This is a genomic window from Mycobacterium sp. HM-7, assembly GCF_053852335.1.
This window is the reverse complement of sequence record NZ_CM132657.1, coordinates 5,428,070-5,447,911: the sequence shown is the minus strand read 5'-3', so window position 1 is coordinate 5,447,911 and position 19,842 is coordinate 5,428,070. Positions and strand designations below refer to the sequence as shown.

Genomic DNA, 19,842 nt, shown 5'->3' with positions numbered 1-19,842 from the left:
CCATGACGAGTATTGCGGTTTCGAAGCCGGGTGTATCGACCAAGGCGCTTTCGGCCACCCGGGTGGCAGTGCTGCTCGGTGTGACGATCTTCCTGGCGATGCTGGCGTACTACCTCGTCGGCATCGACGAGGGCATGATGTCGATGTTCGGCAAGACCGTCGTGGTCCACGAGTGGGTGCACGACTCGCGGCACTTCCTCGGCTTCCCCTGCCACTGATCCACGGGACTTCTTGTGGAAATCCGCGTCATCGGGCGCGGAGCCCTCGCTGGTCTGATCGCCGGCGTCCTGGGGTTCCTGTTTGCCTGGATTTTTGCCGAGCCCACCATCGACAAGGCCATCGACTACGAGTCCGGCCGCATGAACGTGCTCTCGACCGTCCACACCGCCATGGGACATCCCGTCGAACCGGACGGGCCGGAGCTGTTCAGCCGATCCATCCAGTCGGGTATCGGGGCGGCGACCGGCATCATCGCGTTCTCGGTGGCGATGGGTGCGCTGGTGGCCGTCGCGTATCTGGTGCTGCACGGCCGGTTCGGCGTGCGGCCGAAGGTGCTGGGCTGGACCGTCGCCGGTTTCGGCTTCCTGGGCGTCTACCTGCTGCCGTTCGTGAAGTACCCGTCGAACCCGCCGGCCATCGGCCACGAGTTCACCATGGAGTCCCGCGGCTTCCTGTACCTCGGGATGGTGTGGGGCTCGCTGACCCTGCTGGGACTCGCCGTGTTCGCGGCGCGCAAGCTGTCCGCGAAGGTCGGGTGGGCGCGTGCGGTGGGGATCGCAGTGCTCGGCTTTTTCGTCGTGTACGGCGGCCTGCTGGCGGCGCTGCCGTCATTGGGTGATCTGTCGGCCAACGTCGAGCACTCCGGCGAGTTCGGGTTCGCGCGCGCCGCGACCGAGACACCCCAGCCGATCACCAACACATTCGCGACGCCGGTGACGGTCGACGGCAAGGTCTATGCCCCCGGGCAGCTGATCTACCCGGGATTCGACGCCGACCTGCTGTGGGAGTTCCGGTGGTACTCGCTGATCGACCAGGCGCTGATCTGGACGGTGATCGGGCTGGTGTTCGGCGGGCTCGTCGACCGCTACCTCGGTGGTGCCCGGAAGGTCGCGCCGGTCACGAACGCAAGAGCCGCCGTCTGACGATTGCGGTTGCCGCGCACTACAGTTCGAGGCGTACCGACACAGAAAGGCGGCAGCATGCTGGTTGTCACGACGAATGACCTGCCCGGGTGGGAGATTCAGCGCGTCTGCGGTGAGGTGTTCGGCCTCACCGTCCGGTCGCGGAATGCCTTCGCGCAGATGGGGGCCGGCTTCAAGGCGATGTTCGGCGGTGAGCTGCAGGGCATGACCAAGAACCTGGCCGAGAGCCGCAACGAGGCCATGGGCCGGCTGCTCCAGGAATGTCAGGCCCGCGGCGGCAATGCCATCATCGGAATGCGGTTCGACACCACCGAGATCGGCGATGTGTGGACCGAGATCTGCGCGTACGGCACTGCGGTGCAAGCGGTTCCGGTCACCGATGCCGCCCGCTACACCGCGCAGCAGTTGGGTTACGGCGGCGGCCCGGGCCCGGCGCAGGGCCCCACAGGGTAGTCTCCACGGCGCAGCTGGTTTGCCAATGACGCTCCGGCGTCTGCGGCGTCGAATGGCGGGGAATCGCCATGAGAGGGAACCCGGTGAGAATCCGGGACTGTCCCGCAGCGGTATGCAGGAACGACCGCCGTCATCCGCACTGGTTCACATCGAACTGGGAAGCGACGGCCACTAGGTGCACCCGAAGGGTGCGTGTCTGCGAGTCCGAAGACCTGCCAGCTGTGCCGGATGCGCCGCGTCCGGCGGTGCATCGCCTCGTGGAATGGGCTGATCGCCGAGGGCGGTTTGGGCTGTCCTCGACGGATGTCTTTGGGCGGTGCGCACTTCCGTCGCATTTGAAGGACGTCTGTTGTCAACACCATTCACCGCAACCATTCTCGGCGCGCCCCGCATCGGCCCGAACCGTGAACTCAAGCGGGCCGTCGAACGCTATTGGGCAGGCCGGATCGACCGGGCCGCACTCGACGAAATCGCCGCGGGCCTGCGCCGCGATAGTCTCGCCGCATTGTCGGCCGCCGGACTGGATTCCGTTCCGGTCAACACATTTTCCTACTACGACCAGGTCCTCGACACCGCGGTGCTGCTCGGTGCCCTGCCGAGCCGGGTGGGTGCCATCGCCGACGATCTCGACCGCTATTTCGCGGCGGCTCGCGGTACGGCGGACATCGCACCGCTGGAGATGACGAAGTGGTTCGACACCAATTACCACTACCTGGTGCCCGAGATCGGCCCGGACACGGTGTTCGAGCTGAATCCGGCCAAAGTGCTGGCCGAACTCAAAGAGGCTCAGCAGCAAGGAATTTCACCACGGCCAGTGCTCGTCGGGCCGATCACGTTCCTGGCGCTGAGCAAGGCGGTCGACGGCGCCGGAGCCCCCACCGAGCGGCTCGGTGAGCTGCTGCCGCTGTATGCCGACCTGCTGGGCCGACTCGGGGCTGCGGGTGCCGAGTGGGTGCAGATCGACGAGCCCGTTCTGGTGACCGACATCTTGGACAACGGTGCGGAACTGGCCGAGCACGTCTACTCGGCGCTCTCTGGTACCGCCAACCGCCCGGCGATCCTGGTGGCGACCTACTTCGGCGAACCGGGGACCGCGCTGCCGGCGCTGGCCCGCACCCAGATCGACGGTATCGCAGTCGATTTCGTCGCGGGCGGCGATCAGCCGATAGCGGGCCTCGCGGACAAACTGTTGGTGGCGGGCGTCGTCGATGGCCGCAACATCTGGCGCACCGACCTGGCGGCGGCGCTGGACCGGCTGGACGCGCTGCGCGGGTCAGCGGCTGCCGTGGCCGTCTCCACGTCCTGTTCGACCCTGCACGTGCCGTATTCGCTCGATCCCGAGGACGGCCTCGACGATGCGCTCCGCGGTTGGTTGGCGTTCGGTGCGGAGAAGGTCGATGAGGTTGCCACCCTGGCGACGGCGCTACGCGAGGGCCGGGAGTCGGTAGCCGCCGCGCTCGCGGCGTCGAAGCGGGCGGTCGCGTCGCGGACGCACGACCCGCGACTGCACGACGCCGCCGTCCGGGCCCGGCTGGATGCGGTGCTGTCCGGCGGCATCGGCCGCGGGCCGGCGGCCGAACGGCGCAAAGCGCAGGACGCCAGGCTGAATCTGCCGCCGCTGCCGACGACCACCATCGGCTCGTTTCCGCAGACCGTGGACATCCGGAAGGCGCGCGCCGCACTCGTCGCGGGCGAGATCGACCGTGGCGAGTACACCGACCGGATGAAGGCCGAAGTCGAGACGGTCATCCGGTTGCAGGAGGAGCTCGGCCTCGACGTGCTGGTGCACGGTGAGCCCGAGCGCAATGACATGGTGCAGTACTTCGCCGAGCAGTTGGAGGGTTTCTTCGCCACCAAGAACGGCTGGGTGCAGTCCTACGGCACCCGCTGCGTACGCCCGCCGGTCCTCTTCGGTGACGTCACCCGCCGGCAGCCGATGACGGTGGAGTGGGCGACGTACGCGCAGACGCTGACCGACAAGCCCGTCAAGGGCATGCTCACCGGTCCGGTGACGATCCTGGCCTGGTCGTTCGTTCGCGACGATCAGCCGCTGGCCGACTCGGCCAACCAGGTGGCGCTGGCCATCCGGGACGAGACCGTCGACCTGCAGTCCGCGGGGATCGCCATCGTCCAGGTCGACGAGCCCGCGCTCCGTGAGTTGCTGCCACTGCGCAACGCCGACAAGGCGGCCTACCTGAAGTGGGCGGTCGACGCATTCCGCCTCGCCACTTCAGGAGTCGGCGATGCCACGCAGATTCACACGCACCTGTGTTACTCGGAGTTCGGTGAGGTGATCGGTGCCATTGCCGATCTCGATGCCGACGTGACGTCGATCGAGGCGGCGCGCTCGCACATGGAGGTGCTCGACGACCTCAACGGCATCGGGTTCTCGAACAGCGTCGGCCCGGGGGTGTACGACATCCACTCGCCGCGGGTGCCCGCCATCGACGAGATGGCCACATCGCTGCACCATGCGCTGGATGCCGTTCCGGCAGAACGGCTCTGGGTGAACCCGGACTGCGGGCTGAAGACCCGCAAGACTGCCGAGGTGACCGAGTCGCTGCGGCACATGGTGCAGGCGGCGCAGCTGGTTCGGGCCGAGCAGTAGGTCAAACGCTGTGCCCCGGAATCTGATTCGGATTCCGGGGCACAGCTCCTTCACACTTCCCAGTCCTTGACCGTTGCGGTGGGGCCGAAAAGGTCGGCAGGCAGGTCGGGTGACAGTGGTTGTCCCGTGCGGACGCGGTGCGGCCAGTCCCGGTTGGCCAGGGCCGGTTTGGCCAGGGTGACGATGTCGGCGGCGCCCGAGTCGATGATGGCGGCGGCGTCACGGGGATCGTCGAGGTGGCCGTTGGCCAGGACCGGTAGCCCGCTGTGGCGCTTGGCAAGTTCTGCCAGTGTGCGGGCACTGCCGTCGAAAGCCGGTGCCAGGGCCCGGTATTCGGTGGTGTGAATGTAGTCAATGCCCGCTTCGGCCAGCATGCCGAAGATGACGGCAGCGTCGTCTTCGCCGCCGGCCCACCGGTGCTGGTTATCTGAAACCTTTCCTTGGGAAATCCGGATTCCGACGGCGATGTCGGTACCGACGGCTGCCACCACATCGGCGCCGACCTCGGCAGCCAGCCGGGCGCGGTTTGCGACAGTGCCGCCGTACCGGTCGGTGCGGGTGTTCAGGTAGTCGGTGAGAAATGCGTCGAGCAGATATCCGTTGGCGCCGTGGATCTCCACGCCGTCGAACCCCGCGTCACGTGCCAGTCTGGCGGCGTTGACGAAGGCGGCGCGGACTTGGCCGATCTGCTCGGTGGTCATCGCCTCGGGTAACCGATACGGCCCTGATCCGCGGTACATGGCCAACTGCTCACCTCGGGGACGTATCGCTGCGGGGCCCCAGGTGGCGGTGGTGTGCCGGTTTCCCTGTGACTGGCTGCCTGCGTGCATGAGTTGGGCGAACATTTTCGCCCCCGAGGCATGGACGCCGTCCACGACCGGTTTCCAGGCCGCGACCTGAGTCGCGTTGGCGATACCGGGCTGGAAGTAGTAGCCCTGACTGGTCTGGTCGTCGATGTACAGGCCTTCGGTGAGCAACAGGCCGAATCCGCCCTCGGCGAAGGTGCGGTAGTAGCCACCGATTCGTTCGGTGGGGACGCCTTCTGCCGTCGCGCTGATGCGGGTCATCGGAGCCAGCGCGATGCGGTTGGCCAGGTCGACCCCGCCGATGGAGGTCGGCTTGAAAAGAGATTGGTACCGTGCGTTGCGATCAGACATGGCTCTGGTCGCCCGTCCAGCCGGAGCGGATGGCGTCGGCCAATGTCCAGAACGAAGCACCCAGCAGGACAAGGTCTTTCAGAAGGAACTCGGCGAGCAAGGTGATCGCGGGAAACCCGCCACCTGCCGGTTCGGCGATGCCCGGGGTGGTGAAGAGGAAGCTGATCGTCGCGAGGAACAGCAGCACCGACAGGAGGCTGCCGAGCGCCGATATGCGTGGCGCGATCGGTTTCACCGCCAGGAGGACGGCCGCGCTCACTTCCATGACACCGAGGAGCGCGGAGAAGGTGTATTCGGGGAAGATGCCGTAGAGCCAGCCCATGAACGGGCTGTGCGCGACCAGGGGTGCGATCTGATGCGCTTCGTAGTGGGCGAACTTCAGCAGGCCGATCCAGCCGATGACCACGACGAGTCCGTACCGCAGCAGCGTCGCTGCGACGCCGTCGACGTATGGCAGCGCGCGCACCGCGACGCGGGCCGTAATCGCTGTGTCCCTGGTGTTGATCTGTTCGGTCATGACGGTCTCTTTCCGGTATGGGTTCTTGGCGTCGAAACCCTCGAAGGGTTGCTCTTCGTTGAACCGTACGTAGCCGCTATCGATACCAATAGGCGTGATCAGCTCAGTTTTCTGCTCTAAAGTCTCAACATGGACGTAGTCAGTCGATTGTTGGACGTGGCACAGGTCGGTGCCAAGGTGGACAAGCGCTGCCTGCTGGGTAGCACCACCCGCATGGACGTCGCCGGATATCCGGAGCTGCAGGCACCGTTCCACGTCCTCCTCGAGGGCGAGTGCGAGCTGCTGGTCGGTTCCCGGGCGCTGACGATGCGGCAGGGGGACATCGTGCTGATCCCGAGCCGGGCTCCTCATCGGATCGTGGCGGCGGGCGCGGGTCGGCTGCGGGGTACAACCGAGACCGCCGGTGACGCGTTCGTGACCACCCGAAGCCGGGGTGGCGGACCGGCCGTCATCGACTTGTTCTGCGGGCATTACACATTCGACGCGGGCGCGGGGGCTGTGCTTTTTCGCAGCCTGCCTGATCCGCTCCACGTTTCGTGTGGGGACTCCGCCGACACTGCCGACATGTTGGCGATGTTGAGCACCATGATGCGCGCGGAAGCGCAGCGGGAAGGGAGAGGCACCGCCGCGATCCTGTCCGCATTGGCCAAGGTGCTCTTGACCATGGTGCTGAGGTCCGCGAACAGCGCGACGACGTCCGCGTTGTGGACTGCGGCAGCTGACCCGCGCATCGCGAAGGCGATCGAGAACGTTCTCGCCACGCCGGGCGCCGACTGGACCATCGATCGGCTCAGTAGCGCCGCCTCGATGTCGCGGGCGACATTCCTGCGTCATTTCGCACGGGAAACGGGCATGACTGCGGGCGTCTTCCTGGTACGTGCCCGGGTGATGGCTGCCGCCGAACTACTCAAATCCACTGACGCGACGGTCGCCACGATCGCCGGCCAGGTCGGCTACCAGTCCGAGTCCGCGTTCTCCCGGGCCTTTCGCGCTGAGGTCGGGACGACGCCGGCCCGGTTCCGGCGTCGCCGTCAGGCCGGCAAGAAATAAACCTGACGCCCCGCAACTTTCCTTGTTTGGGCTCTCACCCTGTATCGGAACCCGATCGGAGACGAATAGATGTCGAGAATTGTGCAGTTCGCCGAATACGGCAGCCCTGAGGTCCTACGAGTGGTCGACGCCGAGCCACCGGCTCCGGGTCCGACCCAGGTGCGCATCGCGGTGCGCGCGGCCGGGGTGAACCCGATCGACTGGAAGATCGTCGCCGGGTACATGCGTGAACTGATTCCGCTCGAGCTGCCCGCCGGTGTGGGTTCCGATGTCGCGGGTGTCGTTGATGCCGTCGGCTCCGAGGTCACTGAGTGGGCTGTGGGCGACGAGGTCCTGGGCCGATCGACGACCGGGTCGTTCGCCGATCATGCGCTGGCCGAATCTGCCGACATCGTCGGCAAGCCCGCCGGTGTCGGTTGGGAAGTGGCGGGTTCGCTGGCGGGTGCCGGCGGCACGGCATACGCCGTGCTCAAGAAGCTCGGCGTCAAGGCAGGTGAGACGCTGCTCATCCACGCGGCCGCGGGCGGAGTGGGGACGTTCGCCGTCCAACTCGCAAAGGCGCAGGGCGTCAATGTGATCGGCACGGCGGGCGAAGCCAACCACGAATACCTCCGTTCGCTGGGCGCGACGCCGGTCACCTATGGCGACGGCCTGGCCGAAAGGGTTCGCGCGGTCGCGCCGCAGGGAGTGGACGCGGTTCTCGATGCCTCCGGCCGCGGCGAGATTCCGCTGTCGATCGAACTCACGGGCAACCCGGCGCGCGTTCTCACACTGGTTGCCTTCGACGCCGCCGACACGGGCATCCAGGTGCATGTGGGCGGTGCGGGAAGCGAACACGGCGCCGCCCTTCGGGAACTGGCCGCACTCGCCGAGCAGGCGAAGCTCGTCGTCTCGATCAGCCAGACCTTCCCACTGACCGAAGCTGCGGCCGCGCTCTCGGCGAGCACGACGGGCCATGGTCACGGGAAGATCGCCGTCGTGCCGTGACCACGGCCTGAGTCAGGTCACCACGACAAGCAGGTCGTTGCCCTCGACACTTGCGGTGGGCGCCACCGCGATGCGCTTGACGGTGCCGGCGATCGGCGATGTGATCGCCGCTTCCATCTTCATCGCTTCGATGGTCGCGACGGTCTGACCGGCCGCCACCGCATTGCCGACGGCCACCCCGATCGTCACGACACCGGCGAATGGTGCGGCGACGTGTCCCGGGTTGTCCCGGTCCGCCTTCTCGGCGGCCGGGACGGCGCAGTCGATCGATCTGTCCCGCACCAGGATTGGGCGTAGCTGACCGTTCAGCAGGCACAGCACGGTCCGCATGCCGCGCGCATCGGGTTCGGAGATGGCCTCCAGCCCGATGAGCAGCTCGACGCCCTTCTCCAACTTCACCCGGTGCTCCTCCCCGCGCCGTAGCCCGTAGAGGAACTGGTTGGCGCTCAGGCTCGAAGTATCACCGAATTGCTCTCGGTGCGAGAGGAATTCGCGAGTCGGCCCAGGGAACAGCAACCGATTGAGTGCGGCTCGGCGGGTGGGCCCGGGCGCTGCCAGTTCGGCGTAATCCTCGACGGAGAGTCGGGCTGTCGACCTGGCGGCAGCCCGTCCTTGAAGGGCTTTGCTGCGCAGCGGTTCCGGCCAGCCACCGGCCGGATCACCGAGCTCGCCGCGCAGGAATCCGATCACCGAATCCGGGATGTCGCACCGGTGTGGATCGGCGGCGAACTCCTCGGCGCTGATCCCGGCGCCGACCAGTGCCAGTGCCAGATCCCCGACCACCTTGCTCGACGGGGTCACTTTCACCAGCCTGCCGAGGACATGGTCCGCTCCGGCATAGGCATTCTCGATGTCCTCGAACCGGCCGCCCAAACCGAGGGCGACGGCCTGGGTTCGCAGGTTGCTCAGCTGTCCGCCCGGGATTTCATGGGTGTACACGCGGCCGGTCGGAGCGGGTAGGCCCGCCTCGAACGGCGCGTAGACGCGGCGCAACGCCTCCCAGTACGGTTCCAAGTCGCAGACGTTCGCCAACGACAGGCCGGTGTCGTGCTCGGTGTGTGCGGCTGCCGCAACAATGGACGACAGGGCGGGCTGGCTGGTGGTGCCGGCCAGCGGTGCCGCGGCCCCGTCGACCGCCGATGCACCGGCCTGCCAGGCCGCGACGTACGTTGCCAGCTGGCCGCCCGGGGTGTCGTGGGTGTGGACGTGCACCGGCAGGTCGAACCGGGATCGCAACGCCGACACCAGGGTTGCCGCTGCCGGCGGCCGCAGCAGGCCGGCCATGTCCTTGATGGCCAGTACGTGTGCGCCGGCGTCGACGATCTGCTCGGCCAGCTTGAGCCAGTAATCGAGCGTGTACAGCGTCTCGCCGGGATCAGACAGATCGCCGGTGTAGGACATCGCGACTTCGGCGACCGCTGAGCCGGTTTCGCGCACCGCGTCGATCGCCGGACGCATCGATTCCACGTTGTTCAGCGCATCGAAGATCCGGAAGATATCGATGCCGGTGGCGGTCGCCTCCTGCACGAACGCCGACGTGACCGACACCGGATAGGGCGTGTAGCCGACGGTGTTGCGGCCACGCAGCAGCATCTGTAGGCAGATGTTGGGCATCGCCTCCCGCAGCGCGACGAGCCGCTCCCACGGGTCTTCCTTCAGGAACCGAAGTGCCACATCGTATGTCGCGCCGCCCCAGCACTCGACCGACAGCAGCTGCGGCGCCATCCGAGCCACGTATGGCGCCACCTTGACCAGTCCCGAGGTGCGCACCCGCGTGGCGAGCAGGGACTGGTGGGCGTCGCGGAACGTGGTGTCGGTGACCCACAGCCGCGGCGATTCCCGCAGGCCGGCCGCAAACCCCTCCGGGCCGAGCTCGGTCAGCAGCTGCTTGCTGCCCGCCGGCGGCGGGCAGTCGAGGTCGATGGCCGGCAGCTTGTCGCGCGGATATACCGCCGACGGCCGCACGCCGTGTGGCTTGTTCACCGTCACGTCCGCGAGGTAGTTGAGGATGCGGGTGCCACGGTCCCCGGGCGTGTGCGCGGTCAGTAGCTGCGGACGCGCGTCGATGAATGATGTAGACACGTTGCCCGCCGCGAAGTCCGGGTCGTCCAGAACCGCTTGCAGGAACGGGATGTTCGTCGACACCCCGCGGATGCGGAACTCGGCAAGGGCCCGGCGGGTCCGCCTGGCCGTGGTGGCGAAGTCGCGGCCCCGGCAGGTGAGTTTGACCAGCATCGAGTCGAAGTGGGCGCTGATCTCCGCGCCGACGTCGGTGCCGCCGTCCAACCGGACTCCGGCGCCGCCGGGACTGCGGTAGGCGGTGACCCGGCCGGTGTCCGGGCGGAACTCGTTGGTGGGGTCCTCGGTGGTGATCCGGCACTGCATGGCGGCGCCGCGAATCCGGACGCAGTCCTGACTGAGCCCGAGGTCCGCGAGCGACTGGCCGGCCGCGATCCGTAACTGGGCGGCCACCAGGTCCACATCGGTGATCTCCTCGGTCACCGTGTGCTCAACCTGAATCCGGGGATTGCATTCGATGAACACGTGGTGGCCGCGCTCGTCGAGCAGGAATTCGATCGTGCCGGCACAGAAGTACCGGATCTGGCGGGCGAATGTCACTGCGTCCGAACAGATACGGTCCCGCAGCTCGTCACTGAGGTTGGGGGCGGGTGCCAGCTCGATCACCTTCTGGTGCCTGCGCTGCACACTGCAGTCCCGTTCGAAGAGGTGGATCACCTCGCCGGTGCCGTCGGCCAGGATCTGTACCTCGATGTGGCGGGGATTGAGCACGGCTTGCTCGAGGTAGACGCTCGGGTCACCGAACGCGGACTCCGCTTCTCGCGATGCCGCCGCGATGGCCTCGGCCAGATTGGCGAGCTCGGAGACCCGCCGCATGCCACGTCCCCCGCCGCCGGAGACCGCCTTGACGAACAGCGGGAACTCCATATCTGCTGCGGCCGTGAGCAGTTCATCGACCGACGCCGATGGCTCGGATGAGGTGAGCACTGGTAGTCCGGCGGCCCGAGCCGCCGCGATCGCAGTGGCCTTGTTGCCGGTCAGCTCCAGCACGTCGGCGCCGGGGCCCACGAAGGTGATGCCGGCGGCGGCACACGCCGACGCCAATTCCGGGTTCTCCGAGAGGAATCCGTACCCGGGATAGACGGCATCGGCGCCGGCCAGCTGGGCCACCCGGATGATCTCGGGCACCGTGAGGTAAGCACGTACCGGGTGGCCCGGCTCACCGATCTGGTAGGACTCGTCGGCCTTCAATCGGTGTGGAGAGTTCCGGTCCTCGTATGCGTACACCGCCACCGTCGCGATGCCCATTTCATAGGCTGCCCGGAAGGCCCGGATCGCGATCTCACCGCGGTTGGCAACGAGGACTTTGCGGATAGCGTGCTCAGGCAATGGATCGCTGCGGTTGGCCCGAGTACTCGCTCAGGGGACGGATCAGCGCATTGGATGCCGCCTGCTCCATGATGTGCGCGGTCCAGCCCACGATCCGGGACATGACGAAAAGCGGTGTGAAGACGGGGATGTCGAAGCCCATCAGGTAGTAGGCCGGACCGGTGGGGAAGTCGAGGTTGGGCTTGATCCCGGTGGCGGCGAACATCTCGCGCTCCAGCACCGTGTAGATGTCCAGCCACTGCCGGCCGCCACGCGCTGCCGCGACGCGGTCGAGTGCCGCCTTCATCGTCGGGACCCTGGAGTCACCGTTCTTGTAAACCCGATGCCCGAATCCCATCACTTTGTCCTTGCGGGACAACTTGCCGTGCAACCACTTCGAAGCGTTCTCGGCCGAGCCGATCTCCAGCATGTCGTGCATGACCGCCTCGTTGGCGCCGCCGTGCAGCGAACCCTTGAGCGCACCGATCGCCGCGGTCACCGCGCTGTAGATGTCCGATTGCGTGGAGGTCACCACCCGCGCCGCGAACGTGGACGCGTTGAAGCTGTGCTCGGCGTACAACACCATGGACTGGGAGAACGCGTCGACGATCGCAGCTTCGGGGACCGATCCGAAGCACATGTGCAGGAAGTTCTCGGTGTAACCCAATTGGCTGTGCGGCTGAATGGGCGAAAGTCCCTGCCGGCGCCGGATATCGGCGGCCACGATGGTCGGCAGGACGGCGAACATCCGCAGTGACTTGGCGTAGTTGGCCGGAACCGTGCTGTCGTCCTCTTCCGGATCCTCGGCGCCGAGATAGCTGATTGCGGTGCGGACCACATCCATCGGGTGGCAGCTCTCGGGCAGCTTGACCAGCAGCGAGTACATCGACCGGTCGACCCGGCGCGATGCCCGCTCCCGCTGGCAGAACATCGCCAGCTCGTGTTCGGTCGGCAACTCCCCGTGCCACAGCAGGTACGCGACCTGCTCGAAGGAGCAGCGCGTCGCCAAATCCTGTACCGGATAACCCCGGTAGGTCAGGCTGTTCGTCTCCGGGACGACCTTGGAGATGGCGGTGGTGTCGACGACGACGCCGGCCAGGCCTTTGTGGATGTGTGGCGTTTCAGTGGTCATGCTTTCACGTCCTGGAGGGTGAAATTGAAGATGTCCGAATCGAATTGGTTGTACTCGGCGTAGCGCAACAGTTCGTACAGTCGGCTGCGGTGCTGCATCCGGCCGAGCAGGCCGGCTTGGGTTCCTGCGCTGTGGATTTCGCGCAGGCCGACCTCGACTGCGTACATCGCCAGGCGCAGCGTGGTCACCGGGTAGATGACCATGTTGTAGCCGATATCCGCCAACTGCCGGGCGCCGACGAGTTCGGATTTGCCGAACTCGGTCATGTTGGCCAGCAGGGGAGTATCGACCGCTGCCCGGAAGCGCTCGAATTCCCTTGGAGTGGAAAGTGCTTCGGTGAAGATCAGGTCGGCTCCGGCGTCGGCGTAGGCCTTCGCGCGGTCGATCGCCGCGTCGATGCCCTCGATTCCCGCCGCGTCGGTGCGGGCGCAGATGACGAAGTTCGGGTCCCGCCGGGCGGCGACGGCGGCGCGCAGCCGCTTGATCATCTCGGTGGCCGGCACGACGGCCTTGCCGTCGAGGTGGCCACAACGTTTGGGATTCACCTGGTCTTCGAGATGGCAGCCGGCCAGCCCGGCATCCTCGAGGACCGTGATGGTGCGTGCGGCGCTCATCGGCTCCCCGAAACCGGTGTCGGCATCCACCAGCGTGGGCAGGTCGGTGGCTGCGGCAACCTGGGCGCTGCGCCCGGCCACCTCGGTCAAGGTGGTCAACCCGATATCGGGCAGGCCGAGATCTGCCGACAGCACCGCGCCCGAGACATAGACCCCCTCGAATCCAATCTCGGACACCAGTTTTGCCACCAGTGGCGAGAAGGCACCCGGATAGCGTTGCAGCTGGCCGGAATTCAGGCCGAGTCGCAGACGTGTCCGTTTCTCGGCGGCGGACGCCGTCGAGCCCAGGAGACCCGCGCTCATCGGAAAATCCCCGACGGAATCGTCGGAGCCTTGTCCAGCACCACCTGCTCGACCCGGAGGTTCAGCGCGTCGAGGCCACCCGGCTTCGTGGCGGCGAGATCGTCGACGACCGTCAGGAATCGCTGCTGTTCAGCGTCGGCGATGACACCGTCGGCGAGCGCGGTGAACTTGTTCCGGTACTGCTCACGCCGGAACGGCCGCGCGCCCAGCGGGTGGGCATCGGCCACGGCCAGCTCGTCGACGATGACTTCACCGCTCTTCAACGTGATCACAGCCTTGGCGCCGAAGGCCTTCTCCGCCGGGGCATTCGAGTGGTAGCGCCGGGTCCATTCCGGGTCCTCGACGGTGGAGATCTTGCGCCACAGTTCGATGGTGTCCGGGCGGTGGGCGCGCTCGGGAGCGTAGGACCGCTCGTGGTGCCATTCACCGTCCTGCAGCGCCACCGCGAAGATGTACATCACCGAGTGGTCCAGGGTTTCTCGTGACGCATCCGGGTCGAACTTCTGCGGATCGTTCGAGCCGGTGCCGATCACCACGTGGGTGTGGTGGCTGGTGTGCAGCACGATGGTCGCGATCTGGTCGAGATCGCCGATCCGCGAACGCATCCGGCGGGCCAGGTCGATCGGGGCCTGACTCTGGTACTCAGCGCTGTGTTCCTTGGTGTAGCTGCCCAGGATGGCGCGCTTGACTTCGCCGGGCCCGGGCAGCGGGACCTGGTAGGTGTGTTCGGGGCCGGACAGCAGCCAGGCGATGACGCCGTCTTCGCCTTCCCAGATGGGGGCCGGCGACCCCTCGCCGCGCATGGCGCGGTCGACGGCCTCGATGGCGACCTTTCCGGCGAGCGCCGGGGCGTAGGCCTTCCAGCTGGAGATGAGGCCCTTGCGGGATTGCCGGGTGGCGGTGGTCAGGTGCAGCGCCTGACCGATTGCGGCGTAGATGGTTTCGGGTGCGAGCCGCAGCATGGTGCCGATGCCGGCCGCGACCGCCGGCCCGAGGTGCGCGACGTGGTCGATCTTGTGCTCGTGCAGGCAGATGCCTTTGACCAGATCGACCTGCACTTCATAGGCCGTGGCGATGCCGCGGATCAGGTCGGCGCCACGCACGCCGAGCTGCTGAGCCACCGCGACGAGCGGCGGGATGTTGTCACCAGGGTGCGAGTACTCGGCGGCCAGGAACGTGTCGTGGAAGTCGAGCTCGCGGACCGCCACCCCATTGGCCCATGCGGCCCACTCCGGCGAGTAGGTGCCGTCGATGCCGAACACTGTTGCACCGCGCGGGGTGCGGTGAGCCTGGGCCTGAGTGCGGGCGACGGTAACCGGGCGGCGGATCACCGAGGCGGCAGAGACGGCGGCGTTGTCGATGATCCGGTTGATGACCATCGCCTCGACCTCGGGAGCGACCTCGACCGGGTCTGCGGCGATCTCCGCGAGCTTCCAGGCCAGGTGTTCCGAGCGGGGGAATTCCTCGGCGCTGCGCCGGGTGCGTACCTCATGTGTCTGCATGATTCGCACGCTACGCAGGTCCTTGATCGGCCGAAAGTGCCTGTAAAGGCGAATTTTTGTGTCCTTCGGCCGCGGAGTTTGCGAACTTTGTGTAAATCCGGCGGGTTACGCTCGTGGCGGTGGCGAAGACATTCGTTGGCGCCCGGCTGCGACGGCTGCGCGAAGAACAGGGCCTGACTCAGGTCGCGCTGGCGCGCGCCCTGGACTTGTCGACGAGCTACGTCAACCAGTTGGAGAACGACCAGCGGCCGGTCACGGTGTCGGTGCTTCTGGCACTGGCGGAGCGGTTCGATCTGCCGACCAATTACTTCGCCCCGGATTCGGATGCGCGGCTGGTTTCCGACCTGCGCGAGATACTCGCCGACACCTCCGCGACTGCGGGTCAGGTCGAGGAGCTGGTGGCCAGGATGCCGGCAGTTGGCCAGATGCTGGTCAGTATGAACCGCCGATTGTTCGACGCAACAACCGAACTCGATGCGATGCATACCCGGGCCAATGTGGATTCGTCGGTGTCCGTGCAGCAGCCGATGCCGTTCGAGGAAGTGCGGGACTTCTTCTACGACCGCAAGAACTACATCGGGGAACTCGACGAAGCAGCCGAATCATTGTTCGTGGAGCGCGGATTGCGACTCGGCGGACTCGACGCACAACTCGCCGAGTTGCTGGCAGACGAGTTCGGCGTCACGGTGGTGATCGACGACGGTGATGCGTTGGGCCCCAACGCGCAACGGTCCTACCGGCCCGACACCGGGGTGTTGTACATCGCGCGTTGGTTGCATCCCGGGCAGCGGGCTTTTCAGCTGGCCACCCAAGTGGCCCTGCTGCGGCACTCGGACTTGATCTCGGCCATTACGGCTGCAGCCGACCAACTCAGTTCCGAGGCAACGGAAGTCGCCCGGATCGGCTTGGCCAACTACTTCGCCGGCGCACTCCTCCTGCCGTACCGGATATTCCTGGATGCGGCCGAGGAACTGCGGTACGACATCGATCAGTTGGCGCGGCGGTTCGAGGTCGGCTTCGAGACCATCTGTCACCGCCTCTCGACGTTGCAGCGGCCGGATGTGCGCGGGGTGCCCTTCATCTTCGTCCGTACCGACAGCGCCGGGAACATTTCGAAGCGTCAGTCCGCCACGGCATTTCACTTCTCTCGCGTGGGCGGCAACTGTCCGTTGTGGGTGGTGCACCAGGCGTTCGAGCGGCCCGGCGAGTTCATGACCCAGGTGGCCCAGATGCCCGACGGCCGGTCGTACTTCTGGATCGCCCGGACCACGTCGTCCGCGCCCAGTCGATATCGCGGCCCCCGTAAGCGCTTTGCCATCGGACTGGGCTGCGACGTGGTCCATGCCGAGAAGCTGATCTACGCGGCGGGAATCGATCTGGCCGATCCCGACGCGGCGGTGCCGATCGGGGCGGGCTGCAAAATCTGCGACCGCCCGGCGTGCCCGCAGCGGGCCTTTCCCTATGTCGGCCGCCCCGTGCACATGGACCCGTACAGCAGCAGCGACTTGCCGTACTCGTCCTCCTAGTGTCGACGCTCGGGCTTGCCGAACCTGTTGGTTCGGGACTACAGTCAGTTTCCGAACCAACTGACTTGGGAGGTCCTTGTGGACGTTGACACCGCCCGTGCTCGTTTCACCGAACTGCGGGGCCAAGCCCATGTCGATCCGGCAGAACTGGACGAGATCTGGGCCTCGCTGGAACCGGTCCGCGCCGCAGACATGGTCGGCAACTGGAAAGGTGACGAGTTCGACACTGGTCACAAGATGAACGGCCAACTTCAGTCGGCGCGGTGGTACGGCAAGATCTTCAAATCGATCAACGAGGTCGAGCCCATCGTCTGCTACGACGAGGCGGGCCAACTGTTTTCGAACCGCGACCTGAGCCGTGGCGGCGCGTCGTTGTGGGACATCGAATTTCGCGGCGAGGTGACGGGGACCATGGTCTACGACGGGCAACCGGTGTTCGACCACTTCAAGCGGGTCGACGGCAACACCCTGATGGGCATCATGAATGGCAAGCGGCAACGCACCGACGACAAGCTGTTCTACTTCCTCCTCGAACGCGACCAGTGAGGTAGCTGGCTGTTACCCTGGCGGGTGCTATGAGAGCAGCCGGACATGCGACACGTGAGCGCATCATGGCTGCCGCCAAAGTGGAGTTCTCCGCCCTCGGATTTGCCGGCGCCCGGCTGAATCGCATTGCTGCCGATGCCAATGCCAGCAAGGAGCGGTTGTACAGCTACTTCCAGAGCAAACAGAATCTATTCGAGGCTGTCGTCGAGCAGTGGATTCAGGACGCGCCGTACGACGCAATCTTCAAGCCTGACGACGTCCCGGCGTACGCAGTCGCGCTCTTCGACTACATGGTCGCCGACCCGGTCGGAGCACGCCTGCAGCGCTGGATCGAGTTGGAGGCCGCCGACGGGATGTTCGGTGACCATGTCCTGCGCCGCATCTTCCAGTCCAAGCTCGACCGGATCGCCGAGGCGCAGCACAACGGGATCATCGACGCGTCGTGGCGGCCGATGGATCTGCTGGTCCTGCTCAACGACATGACCTACGCGCTCGCCGCGGGTGGGTTCGGGATAGACCGCATCGTCGACCAGCCGCTGTCCCCGGAATCCGCCGCCGTGCGCCGGGCCGCTGTCGCCGAAGCCGCGCGGCGGCTGGTTTCGCAGCCCCGTGCCGAATGACGCCCTGGCCGCATTCGGCCCGTTCTTTGTCGTTGTGCAGCAGCAGGATTCGCTGACCGCACCGTGGCGCCCGATGACCGAACTCATCGACGATCCAGACGCGTTGCCCGCTCGCGTCCAGAAGGTCCGGTCGGCGCTCATGGGCAACGGAGAGCCGGAGATTCGCGTCGCCGCGTCCGTCGCGCACCTGGGATTGGTGGCTCGACTGATCGCGCCCATGATCGGTACCGCCGCCCTCGGGGAGCCGGTGTCGTGGTCACTGGCCGACCTGGCGTGGCAGGACCAGCTGGGCGGCCCCTATCCGCTGTCGATCGCCGCACGGCCATCCGGTGGCGCACCTGCCGTGGAGGTGCTCACGGATGCGTTCGGCCGGTTCGGAGTCAGCCCGAAAGTGTTGTGGGGCAACGTGGGATCGGCCGCCAACAGTGCGGCCCAGCAGATCGGCCGGGCCCGGCCGGACGTGGCGGAGACGGCGCGACAAGCGGCCGACGCGGTGCTCGCGGACCCCAGGGTCGACGGGGGAGTGCTGCGCTCCGGGCCGGAGTTCCGGCGCAACAGCTGCTGCCTGATCTACCAGTTGGCAGGCGACAGGGCGGCGTGCTGCGGCGATTGCGTGCTCACCGCACCGGGATCAGATCGAACGCCTGCTTGATGATGCTCAGCAGCCACGTCGCTGCCGTCTGACCCTTGAACGTCGGCCAGGTCAGCTGGAAGTTCACCACCCACGGCTGGCCGGTGTGGTCGACGGCGTACCAGCTGAAGCCGAGGTCGCCGGGCAGGTTGCCGCCCTTGGCGCCCAGGTAGGGCCACTTGGTGCGGTCCAGGTCGATGCCGGCGACCTTCGACATGATGTCCCGGACCGGCGCGGCGGGCCCGACAGCGGCGGCCTGCACCGCGACGTGCTCGCGGCAGATGTCGGCGGCGGTGCCATACCACTCGGCCCCGATGCTGGAAGCGGGCGTGCGGGTGCGGTACGGGTCGGGTTCGTACGGGCGCGAACTCACCTGCTGCAGCAGCGCCGTGCGCTGCGCCTTGTCGCCGTTCTTCCACTGGTCGCGCACGTCGGGTTTGCCCCAGCCGATGGAGAACAGTTCGTGCATGGTCGGGTACGGCGTCAGGCTCGCCGGGTCGTGATGCCCGGCGACCACGAGCGCCTCGTCGACGGCGGCCGGTCCGACCTTGTTGATCAGCATGTCGGTGGCCATGTTGTCGCTGACCGAGATCATCTGCTGGGCGGCCTCGCGGACCGTCACCTGCGTGCCCGGCGCCAGGTTGTCCATGCCTGCCGAACCGAGCTTCTTGCCTTCTGCGGTGACGGTCACCTGGTCGTCCCAGCTGAGGGTGCCGGCCGACACCGCCCGCGCAACGGCAAGCAGCACATAGATTTTCATGATCGACGCCAACGGCATCGGTTCGTCGACGTTGGTGCCCGCGACCTTGACGCACTTGCCGTCGACGACCTTGGCGACCTGATACGAGTAGTGGGCGCCGGACTTCGCGATCGCCGCGTCGACGTCCGCCCAGGACTTCACGGGCGGCGGACGCAGCGAGACCTCCATACGGTCGACGGTGCCCTTGCCGTCGACGTGCAGCTGGATGTCCTGGTTCACGCCGTAGGAATTGGTGACGTGCAGCGTCGACTGCCCGGCGCCGATGTCGATGCCCGTGAGTTTGAACGGGCGGTCCCACCAGATCCACTTCATCCGGTAGGTGATGTCGTCCACCTGGTCGGGCGCCGCGAGGGTCTTCACCCCGGCGGGCTCGATGGACCAGTCCGAATTGAGCATGTCCATCGTCTGCCGCGACCGCATGCCCTGAGGGGTGCTCATGTCGATCAGCGCGCCGTAGGCAGCGCTCGACGGAGGCGCGACGGCTGCAGGCGTGCTGCTACAGCCGCCCAAGACGACGATGACTGCGCCGGCCGTGGCCAGCGCAGCCCGGGTCTTATGCCTGCTGGCCGGAACCAGCAACGTCCAACACAACCTCGAATTCGAGAAGTGATGCTCCGGTGGCGACGGGGTTGGCCCGCTGCCCGGCGTGCGCCTCGACGGCCGGACCGGTGGCCCAGGCCTGGAACGCCTCGTCGGACTCCCACTGCGTCACCACGAAGTAGCGGTTCTCGCCCTTGACCGGGCGGAGCAGCTGGAATCCGAGGAAGCCGGGCTGACCGTCCACTGCGTGAGCACGGTTCGCGAACCGCTTCTCCAATTCCGGGCCGGCGTTGGGCGGAACTTCGATCGCGTTGATCTTCACCACAGGCATGTGGTTCAGGTTACCGCGCTGCCGGGCCGGACAGGA

At 66.7% G+C, this 19,842-nt stretch carries 18 protein-coding genes and 1 riboswitch; of the genes, 10 read left to right on the top strand and 8 right to left on the bottom strand.

Annotated elements, in window-relative coordinates:
* Window positions 1–2 precede the first annotated feature (2 nt).
* The 4 genes from ACWW1C_RS26350 to metE all read left to right on the top strand — a co-directional run bounded on the left by ACWW1C_RS26350 (window position 3) and on the right by metE (window position 4,203).
* Window positions 3–218 carry a CbtB domain-containing protein gene (locus ACWW1C_RS26350; RefSeq protein ID WP_020100912.1) on the top strand — a complete coding sequence of 72 codons (216 nt, stop codon included), beginning with the start codon at window positions 3–5 and terminating at the stop codon, window positions 216–218.
* Window positions 219–233: 15 nt separating this feature from the next.
* Window positions 234–1,142 carry a CbtA family protein gene (locus tag ACWW1C_RS26345; protein WP_455980998.1) on the top strand — a complete coding sequence of 303 codons (909 nt, stop codon included), beginning with the start codon at window positions 234–236 and terminating at the stop codon, window positions 1,140–1,142.
* Between the two features lie 57 nt (window positions 1,143–1,199).
* Window positions 1,200–1,595, top strand: coding sequence for a YbjQ family protein (locus ACWW1C_RS26340; protein WP_064857257.1), 396 nt, complete (start codon window positions 1,200–1,202; stop codon window positions 1,593–1,595).
* Window positions 1,596–1,621: 26 nt separating this feature from the next.
* Window positions 1,622–1,829, top strand: a riboswitch (cobalamin riboswitch).
* Window positions 1,830–1,941: 112 nt separating this feature from the next.
* Complete coding sequence (gene metE, locus ACWW1C_RS26335) at window positions 1,942–4,203, top strand: 5-methyltetrahydropteroyltriglutamate--homocysteine S-methyltransferase (RefSeq protein WP_455984449.1); 2,262 nt, start codon at window positions 1,942–1,944, stop codon at window positions 4,201–4,203.
* A gap of 50 nt (window positions 4,204–4,253) precedes the next feature.
* Here the strand turns inward: metE and ACWW1C_RS26330 are convergent, their stop codons facing one another.
* Both ACWW1C_RS26330 and ACWW1C_RS26325 read right to left on the bottom strand, forming a co-directional pair.
* Window positions 4,254–5,360: an oxidoreductase gene (locus ACWW1C_RS26330; protein ID WP_455980997.1), complete on the bottom strand. Its 1,107-nt coding sequence runs from the start codon at window positions 5,358–5,360 to the stop codon at window positions 4,254–4,256.
* Window positions 5,353–5,865, bottom strand: coding sequence for a YkgB family protein (locus tag ACWW1C_RS26325; protein WP_455984448.1), 513 nt, complete (start codon window positions 5,863–5,865; stop codon window positions 5,353–5,355). Before ACWW1C_RS26325 ends, ACWW1C_RS26330 begins: the two co-directional genes overlap by 8 nt.
* 141 nt (window positions 5,866–6,006) lie before the next feature.
* Between ACWW1C_RS26325 and ACWW1C_RS26320 the strand changes: the two genes are divergently transcribed.
* A complete protein-coding gene (locus ACWW1C_RS26320; RefSeq protein ID WP_455980996.1) occupies window positions 6,007–6,927 on the top strand; it encodes a cupin domain-containing protein in 921 nt (306 codons plus the stop codon).
* Window positions 6,928–6,996: 69 nt separating this feature from the next.
* Window positions 6,997–7,914 (top strand): NADP-dependent oxidoreductase, encoded by a 918-nt coding sequence (locus ACWW1C_RS26315; RefSeq protein WP_455980995.1) that lies wholly within the window; start codon window positions 6,997–6,999, stop codon window positions 7,912–7,914.
* A gap of 12 nt (window positions 7,915–7,926) precedes the next feature.
* Here ACWW1C_RS26315 and ACWW1C_RS26310 read toward each other — a convergent pair whose 3' ends face one another.
* Genes ACWW1C_RS26310 through prpD form a run of 4 tightly spaced genes read right to left on the bottom strand, consistent with a single transcriptional unit; the run spans window position 7,927 to window position 14,852 of the window.
* Window positions 7,927–11,307 carry a pyruvate carboxylase gene (locus ACWW1C_RS26310; protein ID WP_455984447.1) on the bottom strand — a complete coding sequence of 1,127 codons (3,381 nt, stop codon included), beginning with the start codon at window positions 11,305–11,307 and terminating at the stop codon, window positions 7,927–7,929.
* A gap of 7 nt (window positions 11,308–11,314) precedes the next feature.
* Window positions 11,315–12,433, bottom strand: coding sequence for a bifunctional 2-methylcitrate synthase/citrate synthase (locus ACWW1C_RS26305; protein ID WP_455980994.1), 1,119 nt, complete (start codon window positions 12,431–12,433; stop codon window positions 11,315–11,317).
* Window positions 12,430–13,350, bottom strand: a complete 921-nt coding sequence (gene prpB / locus ACWW1C_RS26300; RefSeq protein ID WP_455980993.1) for a methylisocitrate lyase — start codon at window positions 13,348–13,350, stop codon at window positions 12,430–12,432. The genes ACWW1C_RS26305 and prpB overlap by 4 nt, the downstream gene beginning before the upstream one ends.
* On the bottom strand, window positions 13,347–14,852 hold the full coding sequence (gene prpD / locus ACWW1C_RS26295; protein ID WP_455980992.1) for a 2-methylcitrate dehydratase PrpD: 1,506 nt from the start codon (window positions 14,850–14,852) through the stop codon (window positions 13,347–13,349). Before prpD ends, prpB begins: the two co-directional genes overlap by 4 nt.
* A gap of 119 nt (window positions 14,853–14,971) precedes the next feature.
* Here prpD and ACWW1C_RS26290 point away from each other — a divergent pair, with 119 nt between their 5' ends.
* The 4 genes from ACWW1C_RS26290 (at window position 14,972) to ACWW1C_RS26275 (ending at window position 18,196) form a co-directional block, all read left to right on the top strand.
* A complete protein-coding gene (locus ACWW1C_RS26290; RefSeq protein WP_455980991.1) occupies window positions 14,972–16,378 on the top strand; it encodes a short-chain fatty acyl-CoA regulator family protein in 1,407 nt (468 codons plus the stop codon).
* A gap of 78 nt (window positions 16,379–16,456) precedes the next feature.
* The gene (locus ACWW1C_RS26285) at window positions 16,457–16,924 is read left to right on the top strand and encodes a DUF4334 domain-containing protein (protein ID WP_455980990.1); all 468 of its coding nucleotides are present in this window, start codon (window positions 16,457–16,459) and stop codon (window positions 16,922–16,924) included.
* A gap of 65 nt (window positions 16,925–16,989) precedes the next feature.
* Complete coding sequence (locus tag ACWW1C_RS26280; RefSeq protein ID WP_455984446.1) at window positions 16,990–17,544, top strand: TetR family transcriptional regulator; 555 nt, start codon at window positions 16,990–16,992, stop codon at window positions 17,542–17,544.
* Window positions 17,534–18,196: a (2Fe-2S)-binding protein gene (locus tag ACWW1C_RS26275; RefSeq protein ID WP_455980989.1), complete on the top strand. Its 663-nt coding sequence runs from the start codon at window positions 17,534–17,536 to the stop codon at window positions 18,194–18,196. Before ACWW1C_RS26280 ends, ACWW1C_RS26275 begins: the two co-directional genes overlap by 11 nt.
* Here ACWW1C_RS26275 and ACWW1C_RS26270 read toward each other — a convergent pair.
* Complete coding sequence (locus ACWW1C_RS26270; protein WP_455980988.1) at window positions 18,162–19,526, bottom strand: serine hydrolase; 1,365 nt, start codon at window positions 19,524–19,526, stop codon at window positions 18,162–18,164. The genes ACWW1C_RS26275 and ACWW1C_RS26270 overlap by 35 nt on opposite strands.
* Complete coding sequence (mhuD, locus tag ACWW1C_RS26265) at window positions 19,489–19,806, bottom strand: mycobilin-forming heme oxygenase MhuD (protein WP_020100898.1); 318 nt, start codon at window positions 19,804–19,806, stop codon at window positions 19,489–19,491. The genes ACWW1C_RS26270 and mhuD overlap by 38 nt, the downstream gene beginning before the upstream one ends.
* Between the last annotated feature and the right edge of the window lie 36 nt (window positions 19,807–19,842).

Excerpts from the sequence above, each read along its gene's own strand:
- ACWW1C_RS26350 (WP_020100912.1), top strand. The coding sequence starts at position 3 with ATGACGAGTATTGCGGTTTCGAAGCCGGGTGTATCGACCAAGGCGCTT.
- ACWW1C_RS26340 (WP_064857257.1), top strand. The coding sequence starts at position 1,200 with ATGCTGGTTGTCACGACGAATGACCTGCCCGGGTGGGAGATTCAGCGC.
- ACWW1C_RS26330 (WP_455980997.1), bottom strand. The coding sequence starts at position 5,360 with ATGTCTGATCGCAACGCACGGTACCAATCTCTTTTCAAGCCGACCTCC.
- ACWW1C_RS26320 (WP_455980996.1), top strand. The coding sequence starts at position 6,007 with ATGGACGTAGTCAGTCGATTGTTGGACGTGGCACAGGTCGGTGCCAAG.
- ACWW1C_RS26315 (WP_455980995.1), top strand. The coding sequence starts at position 6,997 with ATGTCGAGAATTGTGCAGTTCGCCGAATACGGCAGCCCTGAGGTCCTA.
- ACWW1C_RS26305 (WP_455980994.1), bottom strand. The coding sequence starts at position 12,433 with ATGACCACTGAAACGCCACACATCCACAAAGGCCTGGCCGGCGTCGTC.
- prpB (WP_455980993.1), bottom strand. The coding sequence starts at position 13,350 with ATGAGCGCGGGTCTCCTGGGCTCGACGGCGTCCGCCGCCGAGAAACGG.
- prpD (WP_455980992.1), bottom strand. The coding sequence starts at position 14,852 with ATGCAGACACATGAGGTACGCACCCGGCGCAGCGCCGAGGAATTCCCC.
- ACWW1C_RS26280 (WP_455984446.1), top strand. The coding sequence starts at position 16,990 with ATGGCTGCCGCCAAAGTGGAGTTCTCCGCCCTCGGATTTGCCGGCGCC.
- mhuD (WP_020100898.1), bottom strand. The coding sequence starts at position 19,806 with ATGCCTGTGGTGAAGATCAACGCGATCGAAGTTCCGCCCAACGCCGGC.